Source organism: Lacticaseibacillus baoqingensis, from assembly GCF_003946165.1.
Taxonomy (GTDB): Bacteria; Bacillota; Bacilli; order Lactobacillales; family Lactobacillaceae; genus Lacticaseibacillus; species Lacticaseibacillus baoqingensis.
Window position 1 is genome coordinate 31,761 of the sequence record NZ_RHOI01000003.1, and the last position, 21,270, is coordinate 53,030.

Genomic DNA, 21,270 nt, shown 5'->3' on the forward strand with positions numbered 1-21,270 from the left:
CCATTAATCACACTAATTGCGATTATAGGCGCCTGTTCAACAGCTATCAAACTCAAATCGCAAGCCGCCACAAAAACGCCTGGGCGACGATCCCATTGACGGATCGTGACTCCCAGACGCTTTTGGTGATGATTATTTATCTAATGGCAAAACGGCCAAGACTCCGCGCATCAACACGGCCCCGATCCCCATGGAAATGGCTTCGCCTAACGCGATCGACGCGTAACTAGGCCAAAATGGGATATGATTAACGATTGCCAACTGGCCGGCGACGGTGAACATCGACGCGGTAAACAACGTCCCCATGATCAAAAACTTCAACCAGCGCCGCTTAGTCTTACCCGCTAACCACCGGCTCAGCAGTAAAAAGACCAAAGTCCCGATCGTCCCCACTGGCACGTCGATCAGCCACGTGGGACTAAAACAATTGGCAATAAAAACACCCAGTGTCACTGCCCAGAGATATCGCTTTTTAAACAAAGCGAGGTAATTCAACATCTCCGAAAACCTGACTTGAACGACCCCGTATGATAATGGGGCAAAAACCACTGTCAGCACGACATAAATGCCGGCAATGATCGCGATCTGAGTCAAGTGTAGCCATGAACTGCGTGTATTAGTTGTGGTTTGCATATATGTTCTCCTTTATAACCAGACGGTTAGTGATAACTGCGACCAAAGGATCATAAGTGTCGCAGTGAGCGGATAACGAATCCAACTCATTTAATTTTTAACAGAGCGAGCACCGCGCTTTTAGGGGGGTGGATAAGGGCGCCTGGCATTGTGCGGCGCAGCCGTGCGGTGCCGGGATCACTTAGCTGCAACCCCGTTGCGGTGCGCAGCTCGACTATAAAACAAAGCGTTGCCCCGCGCATTTAGGGGTGTGGATAAGGGCGCCTGGCATTGTGCGGTTTTGCCTACAGCCGCTTATGCCGATACTTGACCCATAAGATCACACCCGTCACCAGCACCGACACGCCGCCTTGAATAGCCAAATCTTGATAGCAGTCATGAAAACCCAGCCCCAAGACACAAGCCGCTATAGGCAGCAGCAATGTGGCTAACTCCACGGATCGCCGCTGCTTTTGCCAAAATGCGGCATACACGATCCCGGCAAGCATGAACAGCGCCCCCGAAACGACGCCCACAAAATTGACCGGATCAGCGGCGCCTAAAGCATGGCTGAACATGGCGGTCAAAGACGCCAGCCAAAATAGCGACAAACCGGTCAAAATATCCATGACCCCTAAGAGTAATTGGGCATAACGAATCATTTTCATGACCTCATTTTTCCAACCAGCCGCCATCGATCGGCACAACTGCGCCGTGAATATAATCGGCTGCAGGACTGGCCAAAAATAAGGTCAAAGCAGCCACTTCTTCAGGCTTGGCCCAACGTTTGGCCGGTGTTTGGTCAGCGACCCACTGTGCCATGTGGCCATCCCCAGCAAAATCAGCGGCATTCATTGGCGTATCGATCGCCCCAGGAGCGATCGCATTGGCGCGGATCCCTTGGGCGGCATAATCCAGATCCAGTTGCTTGGTCATGCCGATCACCGCATGCTTGGCTGCGGTATAAGCCACCCCGCCGCCGCCACCGACTAATCCGGCGATCGACGACATATTGACGAAAACGCCATGTCCTTTTGCCAACATTCCTGGCAACACGGCTTTGACCACTTGGAACTGACTGGTCAAATCAACCGCGATGATTTGTGCCCAAGCAGCTAAGCTGGTTTCTTGGACCGTGCGGTACCCATCTAAGATCCCTGCTGTGTTGCAGACAATGTCAGGGGCAAAATCAGCGATCGTTGCGGCTGTCGTTGGATCGGTGATATCCGCTTGTAATCGCTGCAGCCCGGCTGCAGTCACTAGGGCTTGATCAACCGCCAGCACGTCGGCGCCGGCTTGGGCAAAACTTGCCGCCTGGGCCGCCCCAATGCCGCTGGCAGCCCCGGTGACCGCAACTTTTAGCCCGGTGAAATCACTCATACTGGTTGCCAGTCGGTGGCCAACGCATCACAGCCAGTCGGTTCCCAAACACTAAAGCCTTCCCCTTGCACCTTGATCAAAAAATATGGGGTGACTGGAATGCCTTCGTAGTTTTGATGGTCAACCAGCGTGATGTATTCTTCACCGCCGCCCCAGCCGCTGCGCACGGCTTTGGCCCCGGCTTTGAGCTGGGGTAAGATCGCTTCAAAAGTCAATCCGATTCCTCCTTTCGTTTCATAGGTTTTAGCCTATCATACTATCGCGTTGGGTGGTAGTGATCAGGCCACATTCGCCCCCAGATACTGACAAGTGCTGGCCCAATCAAAAAGGCCGAGCATCTGCTCAGCCTTTCGGGTGTTAGCTTAATAAGACGGCATCATCGTTGAGCTCATTGCCGCTTTGTTCTTTGAACAAGCGCAGCAGATCCGGCACGGTGAGGCCTTGTTTTTGATCTTGGCGGATATCAACGGCGATCTGGCCATGATCCAACATGATCAAACGATTGCCATAGCGCAAGGCATCTTGCATATCATGGGTGATCATCAGCGTGGTGATCTTTTGGGCAGCGACTAACTGTTCAGTCAGCTGCATCACCGTCGCACTGGTTTGCGGGTCTAAAGCCGCCGTATGTTCATCCAACAGCAATAATTCAGGAGCTTTTAACGTGGCCATCAACAAGGTGATCGCCTGGCGCTGACCGCCTGACAGCAACCCGATCTCAGTGGTGAGCCGGTTTTCCAGCCCTAGATTCAAACTTGCCAGCTTATCTTGAAACAGCTTGCGGTCTGACTTGCGCACCCCAGCGCTCCAAAAATTGCGCCAAGTCCCGCGCTGCATGGCTAAGCTGAGGTTTTCTTCGACAGTCAGCATCGGTGCGGTGCCGGACAAGGGATCTTGGAACACTCGTGAGATCAATTTAGCGCGTTTGGCGACACTTTGATAAGTCACGTCATTATTGGCGATCTTCACTTGGCCATGGGTGACTGGCAACGATCCGGCGACAGAATTAAGCAGCGTTGATTTACCGGCGCCATTGCCGCCGATAATGGCGACAAAATCGCCTTCTTCAAGGGTCAAGTTGATGCCTTTAAGCGCGTGATTCTCATTGACCGTGCCTTGGGCAAAATATTGATGCAGATCTTTAACTTCTAATGCTGGCATGATTAATCCCCCATCCGCTGTTTATTCTCGCGCCGTGCTTTGGCCACTTTGAATTCTTTTTGGATCAATGGCAACGACAAGAAGACGACTAACATCAACGCGTAGAACAGGCGCAAGGCGTTTGGATCGACCCCAAGCTCCAAGACCCCGGCGATGATCAAGCGGTAAATGATCGCCCCTACGATGATCGTCAACAAGCGTTGGCCAAACGTGAGATTGTGCAGCAAGATCTCGGCGATGATGATCGCGGCTAAGGCGATGACCAAAGTCCCGATCCCCATGGAAATATCCGCATACCCATTGGTTTGGGCCATTAAGCTGCCTGACAAAGCGATCAACCCGTTACTAACCATGTAGACGATGATCTTCATGTTGTCGTTGTTGATCCCATTAGCCGCAGACATGGCTTGGTTATCCCCAACAGCACGCGCCGCCAGTCCCATTTGGGTATTGAAGTATAACACCAACAAGATGATCACGATGGCTAAGACGATCGCGCCGACTAAGATGGTATCTAAAGTTGAATCGCCGGTGGAAAACAGCGTGAAGACTGTTTTAACATTACTCAACAAGGACAAATTAGCCTGCCCCATGATGAACAAGTTGACCGAATACAACCCGGTCATCGTCAAGATCCCAGTCAACAGATCAGGGATTTTTAACTTTGTGTGCAAAAAGCCAGAGACAAAGCCGGCTAGCGCCCCGCCTAAAAACCCATATAAGGTCGCTAGGATGGGATCAACGCCGTGCACAAGGTTATGCGCGGTGATCGCCGCACCTAAAGGAAAACTCCCTTCAGCGGTCATATCAGCGATATCCAAAATTCGGAAGGTCAAGTAGACGCCGATCGCCATGATCGACCACAACAAGCCTTGTGAGACACTAGAGGTTAAGATGCTCATGTTGGTATTACTCCTTCTTGGCAGTCCGCAACAACGCGGGCAGTGATTGAAAAACGGTGTTTGCCGACAGCCAAGCGGTGATCATTGCTTGGTGTCAGCAGTGGTGATGTCAAAAGCCTTCATCATTTTTTGATTCCGGATCACGGTGACTTTGGCAGGATCTTCAACGGCAAGTTTTTTGACTGCCTTGCCTTTCAAGATTTTCACCGCCAGCTTGGCAGTTTGTTTGCCTAAGTCTTTGTAATTGATCCCGATGGTGGCCACCCCGCCATCTTTGACCATGGTTGAAGCCGCTGGGACCACCGGCACATGCTTGGCTAAGGAAACTTTGCCGACGGTGCTCATCGCTGCAGCAACGGTATTATCCGTTGGCACATAGATCACTTCCGCTTGTCCGGCCAGTGATTCCGTGGCTGATTGGACATCGTTAGTTGAAGCAACGGTGCGCTTGACCACCTTCAGCCCCAATTGCTTAGCGGCTTTTGTGGCCGCTTTGATCTGCACGATCGAGTTTTGCTCAGCCGCGTTGTAGAGCATGCCCACGGTTTTGGCCTTGGGGAACAGTTTGTGCATGTATTGGATCTGTGCGGGAATATCCACCATATCCACGACCCCAGTCGCATTCGTGGTTGGGGCTTTAGGATCATCAACAATGCCGGCAGCTTTAGGATCGGTCACCGCGGTGAAAACCATTGGCGTGTCGGGATCGCCTTTTTGCAAGGCTTGCGCTGCCGGAGTGGCAATGGCCAAATTGACGTCATTGTGATCTTTTTTGAGTTGTTCACTCATGGTCTTTAAGTTGGCTTGATCACCTTGGGCATTCACATAGTCGATCTTGATTTTTTTGCCGCTATAACCTTGTGCCTTCAGCTCTTGTTCAAAGCCTTGGCGCGCATCGGTCAACGCGGTTTGGTCGATCAATTGTAAGATCCCGACTTTGACCGTATCATCTTTGGCTTGTGCTTGCTTGCCACAAGCAGCTAACCCCAACATCGCAATGGCCCCAAGGCCGATCAATAACTTCTTCATATGTGATATCCTCCCAGATAAAATGCTTGATTTGTCAACGGTGCCAAATCAAAAGGCCAGTCACGTTCAGAGGGGTCCCCACGTGGCTGGCCATTCATTTTTTCCGGAAAAGAAAAGGCCACATGGAGAAATTCTGTTCATCCATGTGGCAATTGATCGCACGTTTAATGGTACCGGCCATCATGGATGCAAGCCGCGGCTTGCATCCATGATGCAAACCGCTATCCGAAAAAGCCGGTAAAAAAGACTGTGTTCAGTTGTGTTGGTGTCATTAATGTCATGTTCAACACTCCTTTGCCCAGCGTCGCTGGTATGTTTATGAGAATACTATGGGAAGATGTGACTGTCAACCCCGTATTCTCACCTACCGACTTTTTCAGGGAGGATATTCAGTTGTAAATGCCTATTTGGCCGCGTTTTCTAAGTCTGCTTGGGTTAAGTTGAATAATTTCATGCGCTTAGCATTGGAAACTAATTCCGTCTTAGCTGGGGATTGGATCGGCAAGTCTTTCACTTGCTTGCCTTTGAGGATCTGCACCGCCATCTTGGCGGCTTGCTTGCCTAAGTCTTCGTAATTGATGCCTTTAGTCGCCACCCCGGCTAATTTGATCATCGTCGCATCCGCATTGACAACTGGGACTTTGGCTTTTTCTGAAACTTTGCCGACGGTCGCCATGCCAGCCGCGGCGACATTGTCGGTAGGAATGTAGATCGCATCTGCTTGGCCGGCTAACGCTTCGACTGCTTGTTGCACATCATTGGTCGTCGCAGCGGTTTTAACGACTGCCGTTAAACCCAATTTTTTGATTTCTTGTTTGGCCAGTTTGATTTGGAAAACCGAGTTGGCTTCAGCGGCGTTGTATAACAGTCCAATTTTCTTAGCTTTAGGAAACAGCTTATGGGTGAAGTCGATTTGCCCTTTGACATCCACCATATCCGTGACGCCAGTCGCATTTTTATCTGGGGCTTTGGTGCTGGTCGTCAAGCCGGCAAACTTGGGATCGGTGATCGCCGTAAACAACATTGGCGTATCTGCATCTTCTTTTTGCAGCGCTTGGGCGGCTGGGGTGGCGATGGCTAAGTTCAAGTCGTTTTTATCTTGCTTGAGTTGTTGGCTCATTGACTTTAAATTCGCTTGATCGCCTTGTGCATTCACGTAGTCGATCTTGATCTTCTTGCCTTTGTAACCTTCTTTAGCCAGCTCTTCGGTGAACCCTTTGCGCGCAGCGTTTAACGCGCTTTGATCGATCAGCTGCAAGATGCCGATCTTGACGGTCCCGTCTTTTTTGGCGGCATTTTGCTTACCGCAGGCGGCTAAACTCAAAACGGCTGCCAAAGTGGTCAAGCCGATCAATAACTGCTTCATCTTCATCATCATTCCTCCAAAATATGTGTCGTCCTACTAAAAAGCCGGCCACTGAGAGATCCCCCAGTGGCCGGCCGCTTCTTTTTCCGGAAAGAAAAAGCCACATGGAGAATCACTTCATCCATGTGGCGTTATTAGCATGTTAAAGCTACGCCTATCATGGATGCAAACCTGCAACGCGGTTTGCATCCTGAGGCGAATGCAAGCCGCTATCCGTAATAGCCGTAGTAGTACGCGTGATTAAGTTGTGTTGGGATAATCTTTGTCATGATCAACACTCCTTGTGACCAGCTGTGCTGGTATGTGTCTGAGAATACGCTCATCAAAACCTCATGTCAAGGCCGGATTTGGGCGGCTGGGTAACACAGGTCAATCAAAACGAGGCTGTCCCAAGACAGTCTCGTTTGCAAATCAGGATCATTCCAGCATGTCTTTGGTGATCCCAAAGAGCTTCATGCGCTTTTCGTTGGTGACCAGCTTGATGTTTTTCGGTCCTTCAACTGGGATATCTTTGACTTTCTTGCCTTTGATGATCTTGATGGCCATATCTGCAGTTTGCTTGCCGATATCTTCGAAGCTGGCCCCTTTTGTGGCGACCCCGGCAAATTGGATCATGGTCGGATCAGTGTTGACCACTGGGACTTTAGTTGCTTCAGAGACTTTGCCGATCGTTGCCATCCCCACTGCGGCCACGTGATCATTAGGAATAAACAAGGCATCAGACTTTTTGCATAAGGCCCGCGCGGTGGATTCCACATCAGAAGCCGATGCGACGGTCATTTCAACTGGCGTCAAGCCCATTTGCTTCATCGCCGTGCGCGCCCGCTTCACGATCGCCATGGCGTTTGGTTCGCCAGCGTCGTACATCATGCCGATCTTCTTGGCTTTAGGGAACATTTTATGCAGCAAGTTGAGTTGCATCTTCACGCTGGCTAAAACCGTCACCCCAGTGGCATTCTTATCTGGTGCTTGCATTGCCGACTTCGTGATCAACCCGGCGGCCACTGGATCGGTGATCGCTGAGAAGATCAATGGCGTCTTGTTGCCGGCTTTTTCCATCGCTTGTGAAGCCGCAGAGCCGATCGAAATGTTCAAGGTATTATTCATCCGGTTCAATTGCTGGCTCATTTGGTTCAAGTTAGATTGATCGCCTTGCGCATTGAGCAGCTTGATCTTGGCTTTGCCGTAGCCTTTAGCCTTTAATTCTTCGCGGATGCCTTTTTCGGTATCATCCAATGCTTGTTGATCGAGTTGTTGCAAGATCCCGATCTTGACATCACTTTTTGATTGCGGGGTGCTGCTTTTACCACAAGCGGCTAACAAGAACAACGACATGGCTGCAGCGAGCCCAAAAATAAGTTTTTTCATGATAATTCCTCCAAAAAATAATAATGACCGGTCACTGAGAAATTACTCTCATGTGACCGGCCAAATTCTTTCCGGAAAGAAAAAAGCCACATGAGAACAATCTCCCCATGTGGCGTTATCGGCATGTTTAAATGCGACGGCCACATGGATGCAAGCGCGCAGGCTCACATCCATGTGCAAGCCCGCTATCCGTAATAATAGCCGTCGTAATAAGTATTCAGTTGTGTTGTTAAACGTGTATTCATGATCAACACTCCTGTCTGTGTATCGGGTATGTGGCTAACCATACGCCGCATCATGAGAATCGTCAAGGGATTTCGTGAGATTATTTTAATTTTTCCGGTGCTTCATCCCATGACAGCCGTTCAAAATCCCGGCCATTCAAGGTCTTTAGCCGCGTGATCGTGGTGTTATGGAGCTTTGCCGGCTGGCGCAGCTGCGTAAAAGGCACCCCCATCAGCGTGTTCAATAACAGCTGAAAAACGATGCCATGAGCGACCACTAAGAGCTTGCCAGTGGGATGGGCTGCCGTGGCACTGTTGATCACCGCCAAACTGCGGGTCAACACCCCGCGATAGGTCTCAGCCCCCACTTGATCAGCCGCTTTGGCATCAAATCCTGGCAAGTCGTGGAAATACAGATCAAGCAAGGCTGGTTCATCGACTGTAGCCATCGTTTGGCCGTCCCAGCGGCCCAGCTTCATCTCTCGCAGGCCATTGGCTGTCGCTACCGGCACTGGCTCAAGGTGTGCTGCTAAGATCAATTGCGTCGTCGTCACCGCCCGCGGCAAACTGGAGCTGATCGCCTGAACAAAATGGACGCCAGCTAATGCCTGGCCAACTGCTTGCGCGCCAGCAACGCCTTTAGCCGTTAGTGGCGAGTCACTTAAGCCGCCGTTAAAACATTGGCGCAAGTTGAGTTGCGTCTCTCCATGTCGCACAAAATAAAATTCAGTCATCGTCTTCCCTCCAAATTTCAGTATACTGGAAAGTATCGAGAACGGAGGCGGAAAATGCATTTTTTACTGATCGATCTTTATTTATTGGCCGCTGGGATCGTTGCCGGCTTGCTGAGTACGATCGCCGGCATGGCCTCGCTGGTTTCTTATCCGGTGTTGCTGAGTATGGGCTTATCCCCTGTCGCCGCCAATGTGACTAACACCGCCTCACAAATTTTCACCGGCATTGGGTCGACGCTGAGTTCCGCACCTGAACTCAACTCAGCCAAACACGCCACTGGTGTCGTTACGGCTTGGGCTTTAAGCGGCAGTGTGCTGGGCTGTATCTTGTTGTTGGCCGCCCCGGCTGAATCCTTTGCCAAAGCCGTGCCATTTTTGATCGCCTTTGCCGGATGCTTGATGCTCTATTCCTTATTTGCCAAAGCAAAACCGGTTAAAGTCACCAAGCCGCATCCGCTGCTCAAAGGACTGGCTGTCTTTATCGTGGGGATCTACATCGGCTATTTTGGGGCGTCGGCAGGGGTGATCATGTTAGCGATCTTGATTTTAACGGAACACTTGCCTTTTGCCACCACCAATGCGATCAAGAATTTTGTCAGCTTCTCTGCCAACTTCTTGGCCATGTGTATCTATGCGTTCACCGCTGCGATCCACTGGGACTTGGTCATCAAGATGGGTATCGGCTTTTTGATCGGCGGCTGGCTAGGCCCGAAAATCGTCCGGCACGTGCCGATCCGCCCGCTGCGCATCGTGATCGCGATCGCTGCTTTTGGCTTAGCAGGGTATTTATTCATTACGACTTACTAGCTGCGGTTAATGTGCGATTAGGCCAGTACATTGAGGTCATTATCAGGCCCTATTGGGATGTCAGCCCGCGTTGAACCAATTTAGGTCATTGCAGCACCGTCGAGTCGAGATTTCCCAGGAAAAGCCAGATATCGATGGTATAATATAATTATTAAACATAGAAAGGACCTGTCATGCAACTCACTGCGCGTCAAACCGAAATTCTTACGTTGCTCAAGGCTAAAAGCCCAATGACCGGCGAGGCGATCGCGACGCATTTAGGGGTCGCGATCCCAACGATCCGCGTCGACTTGCGGGTTTTAACCGCCTTGGAGCTGCTGACATCCCGACCGAAAGTCGGCTACAGCTACCAGCAAGCGCCGGCCAAGACGGTGTCGGCTGATCAATATGCCACGCCGATCAAATCGATCATGCTGCCGACCACCGAGATCCGCCAAAACGCCACCCTGGAAGAGGCAGTCACCAAAATGTTTTTGGCCGATGTCGGCTCGCTATATGTGGTCGATGGCGACGGTGCTTTAGTCGGCTTGATCTCTCGTAAAGACTTGCTGCGTGCCAGCTTTACCAGCCGCGATGCGGAATCACTGGTTGCCAGCATCGTCATGACCCGCATGCCAAACGTCATCACCGTCACCCCTGATACCACGATCAAAACGGCCAGCGAACTGCTTTTGCGCCATGATGTGGATTCACTGCCGGTAGTGTCAGACGACGATCCGCAACACGCCATTGGCAAAATCACCAAAAACCGGATCTTTGCGTACTTTGTGCAAGCGGCGAAATAAAATTTTTTCTGACTAGCGACTGCCATAGCAGTCGCTTTTTTTGTGGTCTGCAAAGCGCCTCTGTCGCCTACTATACCGATTTCCGCGCCTGGTCGCCATTGCTAGTGGTCCGGACCAAAATGTTTAAGATTTACCGATAGACCAATTTTTTTGCTGAAAGCGCTTGCCTTTTTCTCAAATAAATAATACATTGTATATCGTAAATATGTGATGTCTTAATAAATCGAGAGAAGGGCTAATATGACCAAACAAATCTATACCTTTGCAGAAGGCAACATGAACATGCGGGAGCTGCTTGGCGGCAAAGGGGCCAACCTGGCAGAAATGACCAATCTCGGCATTCCTGTTCCGCATGGCTTCACCATTACCACCGCCGCATGTCACGATTTTCAACACCAGCATGTCCTTAGCCAAGGCCTCCAAGCAGAACTGGCGACGGCTTTGAGTACCTTAGCCGCCACGACTGGGAAGCGCTTTGATGATCCCGTGGCGCCTTTGCTGGTATCCGTGCGCTCTGGAGCCCCGATCTCGATGCCTGGCATGATGGATACGATCTTGAATATCGGCCTCAACGACACGACTGTCGACACCTTAGCCGAGTTGACCCAAAACCCGCGCTTTGCTTACGACAGCTATCGGCGGCTATTGGCGATGTTTGGCAATGTAGTTTATGGCATCCCCGAACAGCGCTTCGACGATATTTTGACCACGGTCAAGCAAGCGCAAGGGTATGAATCAGATCTGGATTTGACCACTGCCGACTTGCAAGAAATCGTCACCCAATTCAAAGGCTTGTATCACGATACCGACGCCGGGGTCTTTCCGCAATCGCCTAAAGCCCAACTTGAAGCGGCGATCACCGCCGTCTTCGCTTCTTGGGATAACCATCGCGCCCGAGTCTATCGTGCCCAAAATCACATTGCCGACACCTTAGGCACCGCGGTGAATGTGTGTGAAATGGTCTTTGGCAACGCTGGTTGTGATTCTGGTACCGGCGTCGCGTTCACCCGCGATCCCGCGACTGGCGCGCATGCCTTGTTTGGCGAATATTTGATGAATGCCCAAGGCGAAGACGTGGTTTCTGGGGTGCGCACCCCGCAACCGGTCGCTGCCTTGCAAGAAAGCCTTCCGGCAGTTTACGATCAGCTCGTCGCCATTGCCAATAAATTAGAAACGCATTACCGCGACATGCAAGACCTGGAATTCACCATTGAACACGGCCATTTGTTCTTGCTGCAAGCGCGCGCCGGCAAACGCACCACCGCCGCTGCTTTGCAAATCGCCTGCGACCAAGTTGACGAAGGCTTGATCACCCGCGATGAAGCTCTGATGCGCTTAGATCCTGAAGCTTTAAGCGACATGCTGCATCCCGAATTTGATCCGACGATCTTAGCGGCAGCCACGCCTTTAGCCACTGGCTTGCCGGCTTCTCCTGGGGCGGCAGCCGGACAGGTTTACTTTACCGCCCAAGCGGCCAAAGAAGCTGCTGATGCCGGCAAAAAGGTCATCTTAGTCCGCCAAGACACGTCGCCAGAAGATATTGATGGCATGATCGCCAGTGCCGCCATCGTCACCGCCCGCGGCGGAATGACCTCCCACGCTGCCGTCGTCGCCCGTGGCATGGGCGCCACCGCCGTCGTTGGGGTGCAGGCATTAAGCGTCAAAGACGATCAAGCCACCATCGGCGACCACCAGCTGCAAGCTGGGGATTGGCTTTCGGTTGATGGGGCCAGCGGCCACTTGTATCTCGGCGAATTGCCGCTTGTTGCCACTGGCGTCCAAAACAGTTTGACCACCTTCTTGAACTGGGCCAAAGACCGCGCCACGATGGCGGTTTATGCCAATGCAGACACCCCTAAAGACTTGCAGCGCGCCTTGGAATTTGGTGCCGACGGCGTCGGGTTGACCCGCACCGAGCACATGTTCTTCCAACCCGAGCGCTTGATCGAAATGCGGCGGATGATCTTAGCCGACACCCCGCAAGCACGCCAAGCACCACTGGCCGCGTTAGAAAAGATGCAAGAAGACGACTTTTATCACATTTACAAGCTGGCTGGCACCAAGTCGGTCACGATCCGCTTGCTCGACCCGCCATTACATGAATTTCTCCCGCATGACGACCGCGAGATCCAAGCCGTTGCCAAGCAGCTGGGCATGACGCGGACCGACTTGACGGCGCGCGTTGCTGCTTTAAAAGAAGTCAATCCTATGTTAGGCCACCGCGGCGACCGGTTGGCGGTCACCTTCCCGGAGATCTACCAAATGCAAGTCCGCGCCTTGATGCATGCCGTCGTACGCCTTGACCATGAAGGCTTGACCGTCACCCCGCATATCATGATCCCGTTGACCAATACGGAAGCAGAAATGGTCGCGATGCGTGACTTAGTCCAAAAAGTGGTCACCACCATTGCTGCCGGCAATCGGCTCAATGTGCATGCTGAAATCGGGACAATGGTCGAAACCCCGCGGGCATGCGTCACCGCATCTGCGATCGCGCATGGCGCAGACTTCTTCAGCTTTGGCACCAACGACCTCACCCAGCTGACGTTTGCTTATTCACGCGATGACGTCGCCAGCTTCTTGCCGGCTTATCGTCAGCAAGGCTTGATCAAAGCAGATCCCTTCCAGCATATCGATCAAGCTGGCGTCGGCGCCTTGATGCAACTGGCGATCGCCGGCGGCCGCCAAACCAAACCAGAACTGCCAATCGGCGTGTGTGGTGAAGTCGGCGGCGACCCGCAAAGCGTGGCCTTCTTCAACACGCTTGGGGTCAACTATGTTTCTTGCTCCCCATACCGTGTCCCGGTGGCCCGCTTAGCAGCGGCGCAAGCGGCGATCACGGCCAATGCGGCGATCACAGCCTAACTATGCCTACCATGTCGCAGATCGTTAGTTGTTATCGGCTTTAACCGCACACAAAGAGGGTAAGCCCAACCGGCTTACCCTCTTTGTCATGCATGGCGTTGTTGCTCAATGGACACTGATGCCTAGCGCCATACGGCCATAACGGCTGATCCGCGTCATCTGCCAAGCAGGTGACCAGACCACTTTAACGGCGACCGAATCGATCTCGTCAAGTTGCGTGAGCGCCGCCGTGATTTGATCGGGCACTTCTTCAAGGCAAGAGCAGCCCATTTCTGAGAAGCTTAAGACCAAATCGCAATGCCGGTTTTCATCGACATAAACTTCATAGATGAAACCCAAGTTATAGATATCCACGCCTAGCTCGTCGTCGTAGATCGTCTCCAGTTTTTCGGCGATCTTATCGCCAAGCGCCCAAGCGCGGTCGTTTACTTTAATATCGTCTCGCATCATCTTTGATCCTTTCAACGGGCTAGTGTGCCTTTTTGATTCGAATTACTTTTTCCAAAAATCGGTGGTCGCACCTGTGGCGGCACTGGAAACCAGATGTGCATACTTGCCTAACACTCCGCGAGTTTCCAATGGCGGCAGCTTGAGTTGCCTGCGCCGCTCGGCCAATTCTGCATCTGAAACTTCCATGGTCAATTCACGTGTATCTTGATCGATGATGATCGTATCGCCTGTCTTCAACAAGGCAATGTTGCCGCCATCTTGTGCTTCAGGGGCGATATGCCCAACCACGAAGCCGTGAGAACCGCCGGAAAAACGCCCATCCGTCAACAAGGCCACCGATTCGCCTTGGCCTTTACCGCTTAATAAGCCTGACAAGGTCAGCATTTCTGGCATGCCAGGGCCGCCTTTAGGGCCAACGTAGCGGACAACCACACAATCGCCAGGGACGACTTCATCGGCCATCACCGCATCGATGGCTGCTTGTTCGCTATCAAACACTTTGGCAGGGCCCACGTGCCGGCGCGTCTTCAAGCCAGAAACCTTGACCACACAACCTTCAGTGGATAAGTTGCCGTGTAAAATGATCAGCGGACCATCTTCGCGCAACGGCTTGTCCAGTGGCATGATCACCTTTTGCCCTGGGGTGAGATCTGGGAATTCTGCCAGATTTTCCGCCACAGTTTTGCCGGTGCAAGTCATGCAATCGCCATGTAAGTAGCCGTTTTTCAACAGCAGCTTTTCAACGGCAGTCACGCCGCCGGCTTTATACAAGTCATACATGACATATTTGCCAGATGGCTTCAAGTCAGCGATATGCGGGACCTTCTTTTGGAAGGTATTGAAATCATCGATCGTCATCTCAACATTTGCTGCATGGGCGATCGCTAACAAATGCAGCACGGAATTCGTCGAACCGCCTAAGGCCATGATCACCGTCAAAGCATTTTCAAAGGCTTCGCGAGTTAAAATATCATGTGGGTAGATCCCTTTTTTCAATAAGTTGACAACGGCTTTACCGGCAGCTTCAACATCTTGGTGCTTTTCATCAGAAATGCCTGGATGGGATGCCGAACCTGGCAAGCTCATGCCCATGACTTCGATCGCCGAAGCCATGGTGTTGGCGGTGTACATCCCCCCACAAGCACCAGGGCCTGGGCAGGCGTTGCATTCGATGCGGCGCACTTCTTCTTCGGACATTTCGCCAGCATTCATGGCCCCAACCGCTTCAAATACAGACACCAAGTCAATATCTTTGCCGTCGAGTTTCCCTGGCATGATCGTGCCGCCATAAACAAAGATCGAAGGAATATCCGCATTGGCCATGGCGATCAAGCTGCCAGGCATGTTCTTATCGCAGCCGCCGACTGCAACCAAGGCATCGGCATTATGCCCGCCAACAGCTGCTTCCATGGAGTCGGCGATGATGTCACGGCTAGGCAGGGAATAACGCATCCCTGGCGTCGACATCGAGATCCCATCAGAAACGGTGATGGTCCCAAATTGCACCGGCCAGCCGCCTGCTTCTTGGACCCCTTTTTTCGCATCAAGACTCAATTTGTCTAGATGCATGTTACAAGGCGTGTTTTCCGCCCAGGTACTGATGACGCCAACAATCGGTTTCTTAAAATCTTCATCTTGCATGCCGGTGGCACGCATCATCGCGCGGTTAGCGGATTTAACGATCCCATCATAGACATGACTGCGAATCCGATAATCCTTGGGTGATTCGTCATTAGCCATTTGAAACGCCCCTTTCAGGTGTAGAGTATGTAAAACGCGACGCAAAATCGGCAATTGCCAATTTCTTTCACCACATTTTAATTGAATTCTAACACTTTTTTATAATTGTTCACAGACAAACTTGCGGCCCTCGCGTTAATTTTACTAACATTAGGATTTTCCCTAAAGGAGGGTCGTATGCAGATCATCATTTCCCCGACCAAACAAATGCAAGTGGATACCGACACCTTTTTACCCCAAGGTTTGCCACGATACTTACCAGAAGCGCAAACTCTTTTACGCCGCTTGCAGTCCTTAGATTATGCCCAAGCCAAAGCCTTGTGGCAATGCAGCGATAAGCTGGCGCAACCCAATTTTGCGCGCCTGCAAACGATGGCTTTGACCCAACAGTTGACCCCGGCGATCTTAGCTTTTGTGGGGATCCAGTATCGGTATATGGCGCCGGATCTATTCACCGCTCCAGCATTAGCCTATATCCAAGCCTACTTGCGGATCCTATCAGGTTTTTATGGCAGCTTGCGGCCTTTTGACGGGATCGTGCCTTATCGCTTAGAGCTAGGCGCCCGCTTGGCAGTGGCCCAAGCGCCTGACTTGTACGCTTTTTGGGGCGATACACTTTATGCCAGCCTAGATTGGTCCCAACCAGTGCTCAACTTAGCCTCCCAAGAATATGCCAAGGCGATCACGCCTTATCTGCAGCCGCAAGACCGCTTGATCACCGTCGTTTTTGGCCAATATGTCAACGGCAAGATCAAAACGCGCGCCACCCTAGCCAAAATGGCGCGCGGCCAAATGGTGCGGTATCTGGCAGAAAATAACGTGACGACACTCACTGGCGTCACCCGCTTCGATCATCCCGATTACCGCTTTGCACCAGATTTGAGTCACCCTGACCGGCTGGTTTTCCTGCATCAATAAAGCTAAAACGCGCATCAGCTGCCGACCGCTGATGCGCGTTTTTAAATTATTGGTCTGATTTAAACAGCGGCAGCGGCGCTAAGCAGATCACATCTTGGCGCAAAGCGGCGGCCCCTTCAGCTAAAACCGCCGCTTGGGCGACGACATGCGCATCCACTTGCGCCAATAACGCTTGCGCCGCTTGCAGCGACTGGCCAGATGAGATCACATCATCGACTAAGATCACCGTTTTGCCAGCTAGACGCGCCGCATCTTCGCCGGCCAACACCAGCTGTTGCGGCGCTTGCGTCGTGATCGCATGCACGGTCGTCGTCAATGGGTCTTGCATATAGTCTTTGACGGTTTTACGCAACACCACAAACCGCGGCTGCAGCCGGCGCGCAGCTAATGCTTGGGCTAAGGGGATCCCTTTGCTTTCCAGTGTGACCAGCATCGCCTCAGGAAACGCTGCGAGCCGCTTAGCTAATTCAGCTGCGGCATAGGTGGTCAACTCTGCATCGCCTAATAAGACAAAAGAGGCGATCGTGATCCCATTAGGCAGGGTTTGCAGCGGCAATTCACGCTGTAATGGGCCCAGTTGCAACAGATACGAACGTGACATAGACTTCCTCCAGTAAGGTTCGTTAATGCCTATATTTTACACCTATTTACGCTGATTGCATCTGATTTTACGCCAAAAAAAGAACGATTTCCCCTCGCCATCAGAAAATCGTTCATTAAATCAAATCAAGCCATAGTGTTTCAATCCATGCGCAATGCCATGCGCCATGTTGCTGGTCGTGACAAACTCTGCCACTTGCTTCACTGCCGCAGAGCCATTGCCCATTGCCACCGGATGATCTACCAACTGCAGCATCGGCAGATCATTGGCTTCGTCGCCAAAGGCATAAGTCGGCACGCCTTTTAGCGCACTAGTCGTCAACAAATGGGTGATCCCAGTTTGTTTGGAGACCCCCGCAAGCATCGTGTCCAAGCCGCGAATGTTATTGCGCACCAAGCTCAATCGTTGGGCAAAATCCGTTTGAAACTGCCCTTCTCGGCCGCGATCAAAGACAAACATAAAATTCACGTCATGGTGCTTGGGCCATTGCGGGTCAACATGCGGGGTCAAATGCAGGAGCTGATAATTTTCTGCCGTATCCGCATTTTCAGCACTCAACGCAAACCCAGACTCGTTGTACCAGCCCACCGGATCGCCTAGGGCCGTCGCGTAATCGGTCAGCTGTTGGACCAAAGGTGTCGGGATCACTTCAGCAAATTGCCGCTGGCCGGCGATCTGCACATAACTGCCATTCGCGGCGACTAAACTGTCGATCCCAGTTTGGTCAAGGACATATTGGATCTCGAAGCGATTGCGGCCGGTAGCGATCACCGGCAAGCTGTCATTGGCGCGCATTGCCTGTATGGCCTGCAGCGTATCCGGCGCCAGCGACTTGTCATCTTGAAACAACGTGCCATCCAGGTCAAAAAAAACGATCGCTTTAACCACGGACACCACCTCCAAACACTTGCTGCAAGTGCGGTAAGGTCAACTCTGCGGTGCTGGCAAAGACCACATCGGCTGCGGCCAATTCTTGCGCCGCCCCGATGCCGACGGATAATGCCCCGCTAGCATTGATCGCCGCCACCCCGGCGGCTGCGTCTTCGATACCCACACATTGATCAGGCGCTAAGTGTAACAATGCCGCTGCTTTTTGGTAGATCTCAGGCGCCGGTTTGCCTTTGGTCAAGGTATTCGGGTCAACGATCTTTGGGAAAAAGGCGGCCAGCCCCAGCTGATGCAAAACGGTTGGGGCATTTTTAGACGCTGAAGCCAGCGCGATCTGATACCCATGCTGCTGCAATTGATCGAGAAAAACGCGAATCCCAGGCAAAATATCGGTCGGCGTCAGCTGCTGCACTAATTCTAAATAACGCTGATTCTTCGCCGCTGCTAACGCTTGTTTTTCCGCTGGTGAATACGCTTGTGCGACTCCGGCGGCTTGCAGGATCAGCTCTAACGCATGCATGCGGTCGATGCCTTTCAAGCTGGCTTGTAAGGCAGGCGTCCATGGCGCCTGCACTTTTTCGGCAATACTTTGCCACGCTTGGTCATGCAGGCGGGCGGTGGCGGTGATCACCCCATCCAGGTCAAACAAGACCCCTTTGATGTTATCCCATGGTGTCATATGATCCTTCCTTTCGCTTAATAAGTCACGGTTTGCGGCTGGTTGGCCGCCAAGCTGAGCGTTTGATCCAACACTTGCACCGGCAAGGCTTGATCGGCAGTCAATGTGATCGTATGCGGGGTCAATGCCGCTTTAAGCGTCACCCCTTGAAAATGCTGGGTCACCGACAAGTGCGACCAAGTACTTGGCAAATGCGGGTGGATATGGATCGTCGCCCCCAACAAATCGATCCCGGCATAAACGCGCGCAGCCACATCCAAAGTCGCCCCCATCACGCCTAAGTGGATCCCTTCGGCAGTGGTGCCGCCTTGAATATCGTAATAATCTGACAACAACGCTTGCCGATATAACCGCCAAGACTTGTCATAATGATGGGCTTGTTGATCCAATGCCGCATACACGATGCGCGATAAGGTCGAACCGTGCGTCGTGCGGTCCAAATAAAACTGCAAGTTCTGGACGAAATAATCGGCAGGCAAGTGATACCCCATATCTGAAAGCAGCTGTGTGATCGTTTTTTCATCCAACAAATAAAAGGCCATCAGCGCGTCGGCTTGCTTGGCGACTTGATACGCATCAGGGGTCTTATGCGCAGCCTTTAAGATCCGATCCAGCCGGGAGATATCCCCATATTGTTTGCGATAATCATCAAAGTCCAACTGAGGCAGGGCAAAATACCCGGCAAACTGGCCAATGATCCCATCGTCATTGATCACGATAGTCAACTGCTGGCGGATCTTGGTCATTTGGGCACATTCGTCAGCGGTCAAGCCGGCTGGCTGATTGGTGGTGAGCAGCTTGAACAGCCAAGCCACCATCAAGTTGGTATAAGCATTGTCGGTTAAGCCTGGCGTTTTGGCATTGGGATAGTTTTCATGAAATTCATCCGGCCCCATGACCCCGGCAATGTGATAGCGCTGATCGGTGTCATCATAAGTGGTTTTACTCAGCCAATAGCGGCCGATCGCCACCAGCATCTCATTGCCCGCTGCGGCCATAAACGCTTGATCGTGATTGATATGATCATACAGCCAAATGTTGTAGGCGATCGCCAAGCTGACATGGCGTTGGCGGCTGGATTCATCCGGATCCCAAGTATTGGTCAATGGATTCAAATGGACGACTTGTGATTGCTCATCCCCGCTAGCCCCAGATTGCCAAGGATACATCGCCCCTTTTTGGCCGGCAGCCGCGGCAGCTTTTTGTGCCGCTGGTAAGCGATGATAGCGATACATCAACATTTGCTTGGCCACTTGCGGGGCATGTTGCGCGTAAAACGGCATCACGAACAACTCGTCCCAAAAGACATGGCCGCGATACGCTTCCCCATGCAACCCGCGCGCACCGACAGACGCATCCAATTGGCCTGACGCCAGCGCCGCCGCAGCCGCATACAAATGAAACACATTCACCCGCAACAGCTTTTGGTTGATGATATCTGGCGCCACGGCCACATCCGCATCTTGCCAAACCTTTTGGAAAAACGTTTGGGTATGCGCAGCGACTTGAGCAAAACTGCTTGTTGCCAGGACCTGGCGCGCCGCTTGATCTAATGTGCCAGCGGTTTCTCTGCTGGTGCAAAGCGCGAAGTCTTTATCGATCGTGTAAGTATGCGCAGGCTGCACCTGCAAATCAACAACTTGTTCCAGCCGCTGCGGTTGGGTCACCGTTTTGACTCGGCCTTGTAAATGCCCGTCTGGCGCGGTGATGCGGCTGGCAATGGTAAACTGCAAGCGGCTTTGTTTGGTTTGCCCAGTCATCGTTGCGGTATCGCCGGCACTGCCGATCCCGGTGATATCCAAGTGATGTTGTTCAAATTGGTTATACCGCGCCACGTTGCGATTAACGACCGTGCCATCGATCCCAGCAAAGATCTGTAAACTGCCGGCGAAGTTCATCGGGGTGAGTTGATAACGGATCACGCCGCAATGCCATTGCTGCATATCTGCGATCTTCGTGGCTTGCACGCGCAGCTTATGGCCAGTCGCCAAGCTGACTTCCAGCGTGGTTTTGAGTTGGCCGGTTTTCAGATCCAAGCTCCGATAGCTGTCGCGAATATCATGGTCGCTGATCGCAAAACGCTGGCCATGATCAATGCTAAAGCTTAAGTACTGTGGATTAGGTAAATTAACTAAGTCTTCATTGACGACTGCTTTGCCAGCCACATGCGTTGTCGCTTGGTCATACATCCCAGCAACATAGAGGCCTGGATAATTATTGGCATCTGCTTGCGCTTCAACATACGCCCCGCGCAAGCCGTAAAACCCATTACCGATCGTCAACATGGCCTCTTGGCCATAATTACGCGGGCCTTGATATTGGCCATAATAATCCAGATGCCATGCTGCATAAGCGCTTTTTTCGGCGATGGCTTGCTGCAAGCCAATTTTTTGGACGGTTGGCAAGGCCACCACCGGTTTGTTAAACATATTCATCAAGGCCAGCCCAATGTCGATCCGGCGATGATCCAAGCCCACAACCGTATCAGAAAATGGATACAGCAGCGGATTTTCAATGATGATCGCGTCAAAATCAAGCCCGACCAGTTGCACACGAATGTTTTCGAGATTCGCGCCGATGGATTGCTTAGGATCATAAGCGATCCTCAGCTGCCCCCATGCCTGTGCTTGGCCTGGTGCGCTAGTGATCGCGATGTCCGTTTCGGTAATTCTTAGTGATACGGTTTGCATAAACGAGCCCCTTTCGAAAAACTTAGGTTGCATGTTTATGTTAACTCGCATTTTGGATACAAGCAAATTAA

General features: G+C 52.0%; 20 protein-coding genes. 4 read left to right on the plus strand and 16 right to left on the minus strand.

The window, feature by feature from the left end; all coding sequences use genetic code 11:
• Window positions 1-132: 132 nt before the first annotated feature.
• From EKM91_RS01600 to EKM91_RS01645, 10 genes are all read right to left on the minus strand, one after another.
• Window positions 133-633 carry a QueT transporter family protein gene (locus tag EKM91_RS01600; protein WP_125748719.1) on the minus strand — a complete coding sequence of 167 codons (501 nt, stop codon included), beginning with the start codon at window positions 631-633 and terminating at the stop codon, window positions 133-135.
• Window positions 634-917: 284 nt separating this feature from the next.
• Complete coding sequence (locus tag EKM91_RS01605; RefSeq protein ID WP_125748722.1) at window positions 918-1,280, minus strand: hypothetical protein; 363 nt, start codon at window positions 1,278-1,280, stop codon at window positions 918-920.
• Window positions 1,281-1,284: 4 nt separating this feature from the next.
• The gene (locus tag EKM91_RS01610) at window positions 1,285-1,992 is read right to left on the minus strand and encodes a 3-oxoacyl-ACP reductase (protein WP_125748725.1); all 708 of its coding nucleotides are present in this window, start codon (window positions 1,990-1,992) and stop codon (window positions 1,285-1,287) included.
• Entirely contained in the window at window positions 1,989-2,207 is a 219-nt protein-coding gene (locus tag EKM91_RS01615; RefSeq protein WP_125748728.1) for a DUF2829 domain-containing protein, read from the minus strand. The genes EKM91_RS01610 and EKM91_RS01615 overlap by 4 nt, the downstream gene beginning before the upstream one ends.
• Window positions 2,208-2,349: 142 nt before the next feature.
• Entirely contained in the window at window positions 2,350-3,153 is an 804-nt protein-coding gene (locus tag EKM91_RS01620; RefSeq protein WP_125748732.1) for an ABC transporter ATP-binding protein, read from the minus strand.
• A 2-nt stretch (window positions 3,154-3,155) separates the two neighbouring features.
• Entirely contained in the window at window positions 3,156-4,055 is a 900-nt protein-coding gene (locus tag EKM91_RS01625) for an ABC transporter permease (protein ID WP_125748735.1), read from the minus strand.
• 81 nt (window positions 4,056-4,136) lie between these two features.
• Window positions 4,137-5,084 (minus strand): ABC transporter substrate-binding protein, encoded by a 948-nt coding sequence (locus EKM91_RS01630; RefSeq protein WP_125748738.1) that lies wholly within the window; start codon window positions 5,082-5,084, stop codon window positions 4,137-4,139.
• 403 nt (window positions 5,085-5,487) lie between these two features.
• On the minus strand, window positions 5,488-6,456 hold the full coding sequence (locus EKM91_RS01635) for an ABC transporter substrate-binding protein (RefSeq protein ID WP_125748742.1): 969 nt from the start codon (window positions 6,454-6,456) through the stop codon (window positions 5,488-5,490).
• 411 nt (window positions 6,457-6,867) lie between these two features.
• Window positions 6,868-7,824, minus strand: a complete 957-nt coding sequence (locus tag EKM91_RS01640; RefSeq protein WP_125748745.1) for an ABC transporter substrate-binding protein — start codon at window positions 7,822-7,824, stop codon at window positions 6,868-6,870.
• 319 nt (window positions 7,825-8,143) lie between these two features.
• Entirely contained in the window at window positions 8,144-8,776 is a 633-nt protein-coding gene (locus tag EKM91_RS01645) for a histidine phosphatase family protein (protein ID WP_164508415.1), read from the minus strand.
• A 54-nt stretch (window positions 8,777-8,830) separates the two neighbouring features.
• Here EKM91_RS01645 and EKM91_RS01650 point away from each other — a divergent pair, with 54 nt between their 5' ends.
• The 3 genes from EKM91_RS01650 (at window position 8,831) to ppdK (ending at window position 13,233) form a co-directional block, all read left to right on the plus strand.
• Window positions 8,831-9,583 (plus strand): sulfite exporter TauE/SafE family protein, encoded by a 753-nt coding sequence (locus EKM91_RS01650; protein ID WP_125748751.1) that lies wholly within the window; start codon window positions 8,831-8,833, stop codon window positions 9,581-9,583.
• Window positions 9,584-9,756: 173 nt separating this feature from the next.
• Window positions 9,757-10,368 carry a CBS domain-containing protein gene (locus tag EKM91_RS01655; protein ID WP_125748754.1) on the plus strand — a complete coding sequence of 204 codons (612 nt, stop codon included), beginning with the start codon at window positions 9,757-9,759 and terminating at the stop codon, window positions 10,366-10,368.
• A gap of 240 nt (window positions 10,369-10,608) precedes the next feature.
• Window positions 10,609-13,233: a pyruvate, phosphate dikinase gene (ppdK, locus tag EKM91_RS01660; protein ID WP_125748756.1), complete on the plus strand. Its 2,625-nt coding sequence runs from the start codon at window positions 10,609-10,611 to the stop codon at window positions 13,231-13,233.
• A gap of 105 nt (window positions 13,234-13,338) precedes the next feature.
• Here the strand turns inward: ppdK and EKM91_RS01665 are convergent, their stop codons facing one another.
• Both EKM91_RS01665 and ilvD read right to left on the minus strand, forming a co-directional pair.
• The gene (locus EKM91_RS01665) at window positions 13,339-13,680 is read right to left on the minus strand and encodes a metal-sulfur cluster assembly factor (protein WP_125748759.1); all 342 of its coding nucleotides are present in this window, start codon (window positions 13,678-13,680) and stop codon (window positions 13,339-13,341) included.
• A 45-nt stretch (window positions 13,681-13,725) separates the two neighbouring features.
• On the minus strand, window positions 13,726-15,423 hold the full coding sequence (ilvD, locus tag EKM91_RS01670) for a dihydroxy-acid dehydratase (protein WP_125748762.1): 1,698 nt from the start codon (window positions 15,421-15,423) through the stop codon (window positions 13,726-13,728).
• Between the two features lie 177 nt (window positions 15,424-15,600).
• On the opposite strand from ilvD, the gene yaaA reads away from it, so the two are divergent.
• Window positions 15,601-16,341 (plus strand): peroxide stress protein YaaA, encoded by a 741-nt coding sequence (gene yaaA / locus EKM91_RS01675; protein ID WP_125748767.1) that lies wholly within the window; start codon window positions 15,601-15,603, stop codon window positions 16,339-16,341.
• A gap of 46 nt (window positions 16,342-16,387) precedes the next feature.
• Here the strand turns inward: yaaA and EKM91_RS01680 are convergent, their stop codons facing one another.
• The 4 genes from EKM91_RS01680 to EKM91_RS01695 all read right to left on the minus strand — a co-directional run bounded on the left by EKM91_RS01680 (window position 16,388) and on the right by EKM91_RS01695 (window position 21,199).
• Window positions 16,388-16,942 carry a phosphoribosyltransferase family protein gene (locus tag EKM91_RS01680; protein ID WP_125748788.1) on the minus strand — a complete coding sequence of 185 codons (555 nt, stop codon included), beginning with the start codon at window positions 16,940-16,942 and terminating at the stop codon, window positions 16,388-16,390.
• Between the two features lie 120 nt (window positions 16,943-17,062).
• Window positions 17,063-17,830, minus strand: a complete 768-nt coding sequence (locus EKM91_RS01685) for a Cof-type HAD-IIB family hydrolase (protein ID WP_125748791.1) — start codon at window positions 17,828-17,830, stop codon at window positions 17,063-17,065.
• Window positions 17,823-18,509, minus strand: coding sequence for a beta-phosphoglucomutase (gene pgmB / locus EKM91_RS01690; protein ID WP_125748794.1), 687 nt, complete (start codon window positions 18,507-18,509; stop codon window positions 17,823-17,825). Before pgmB ends, EKM91_RS01685 begins: the two co-directional genes overlap by 8 nt.
• A 17-nt stretch (window positions 18,510-18,526) precedes the next feature.
• Window positions 18,527-21,199, minus strand: coding sequence for a glycoside hydrolase family 65 protein (locus EKM91_RS01695; RefSeq protein ID WP_125748797.1), 2,673 nt, complete (start codon window positions 21,197-21,199; stop codon window positions 18,527-18,529).
• Window positions 21,200-21,270: the final 71 nt, after the last annotated feature.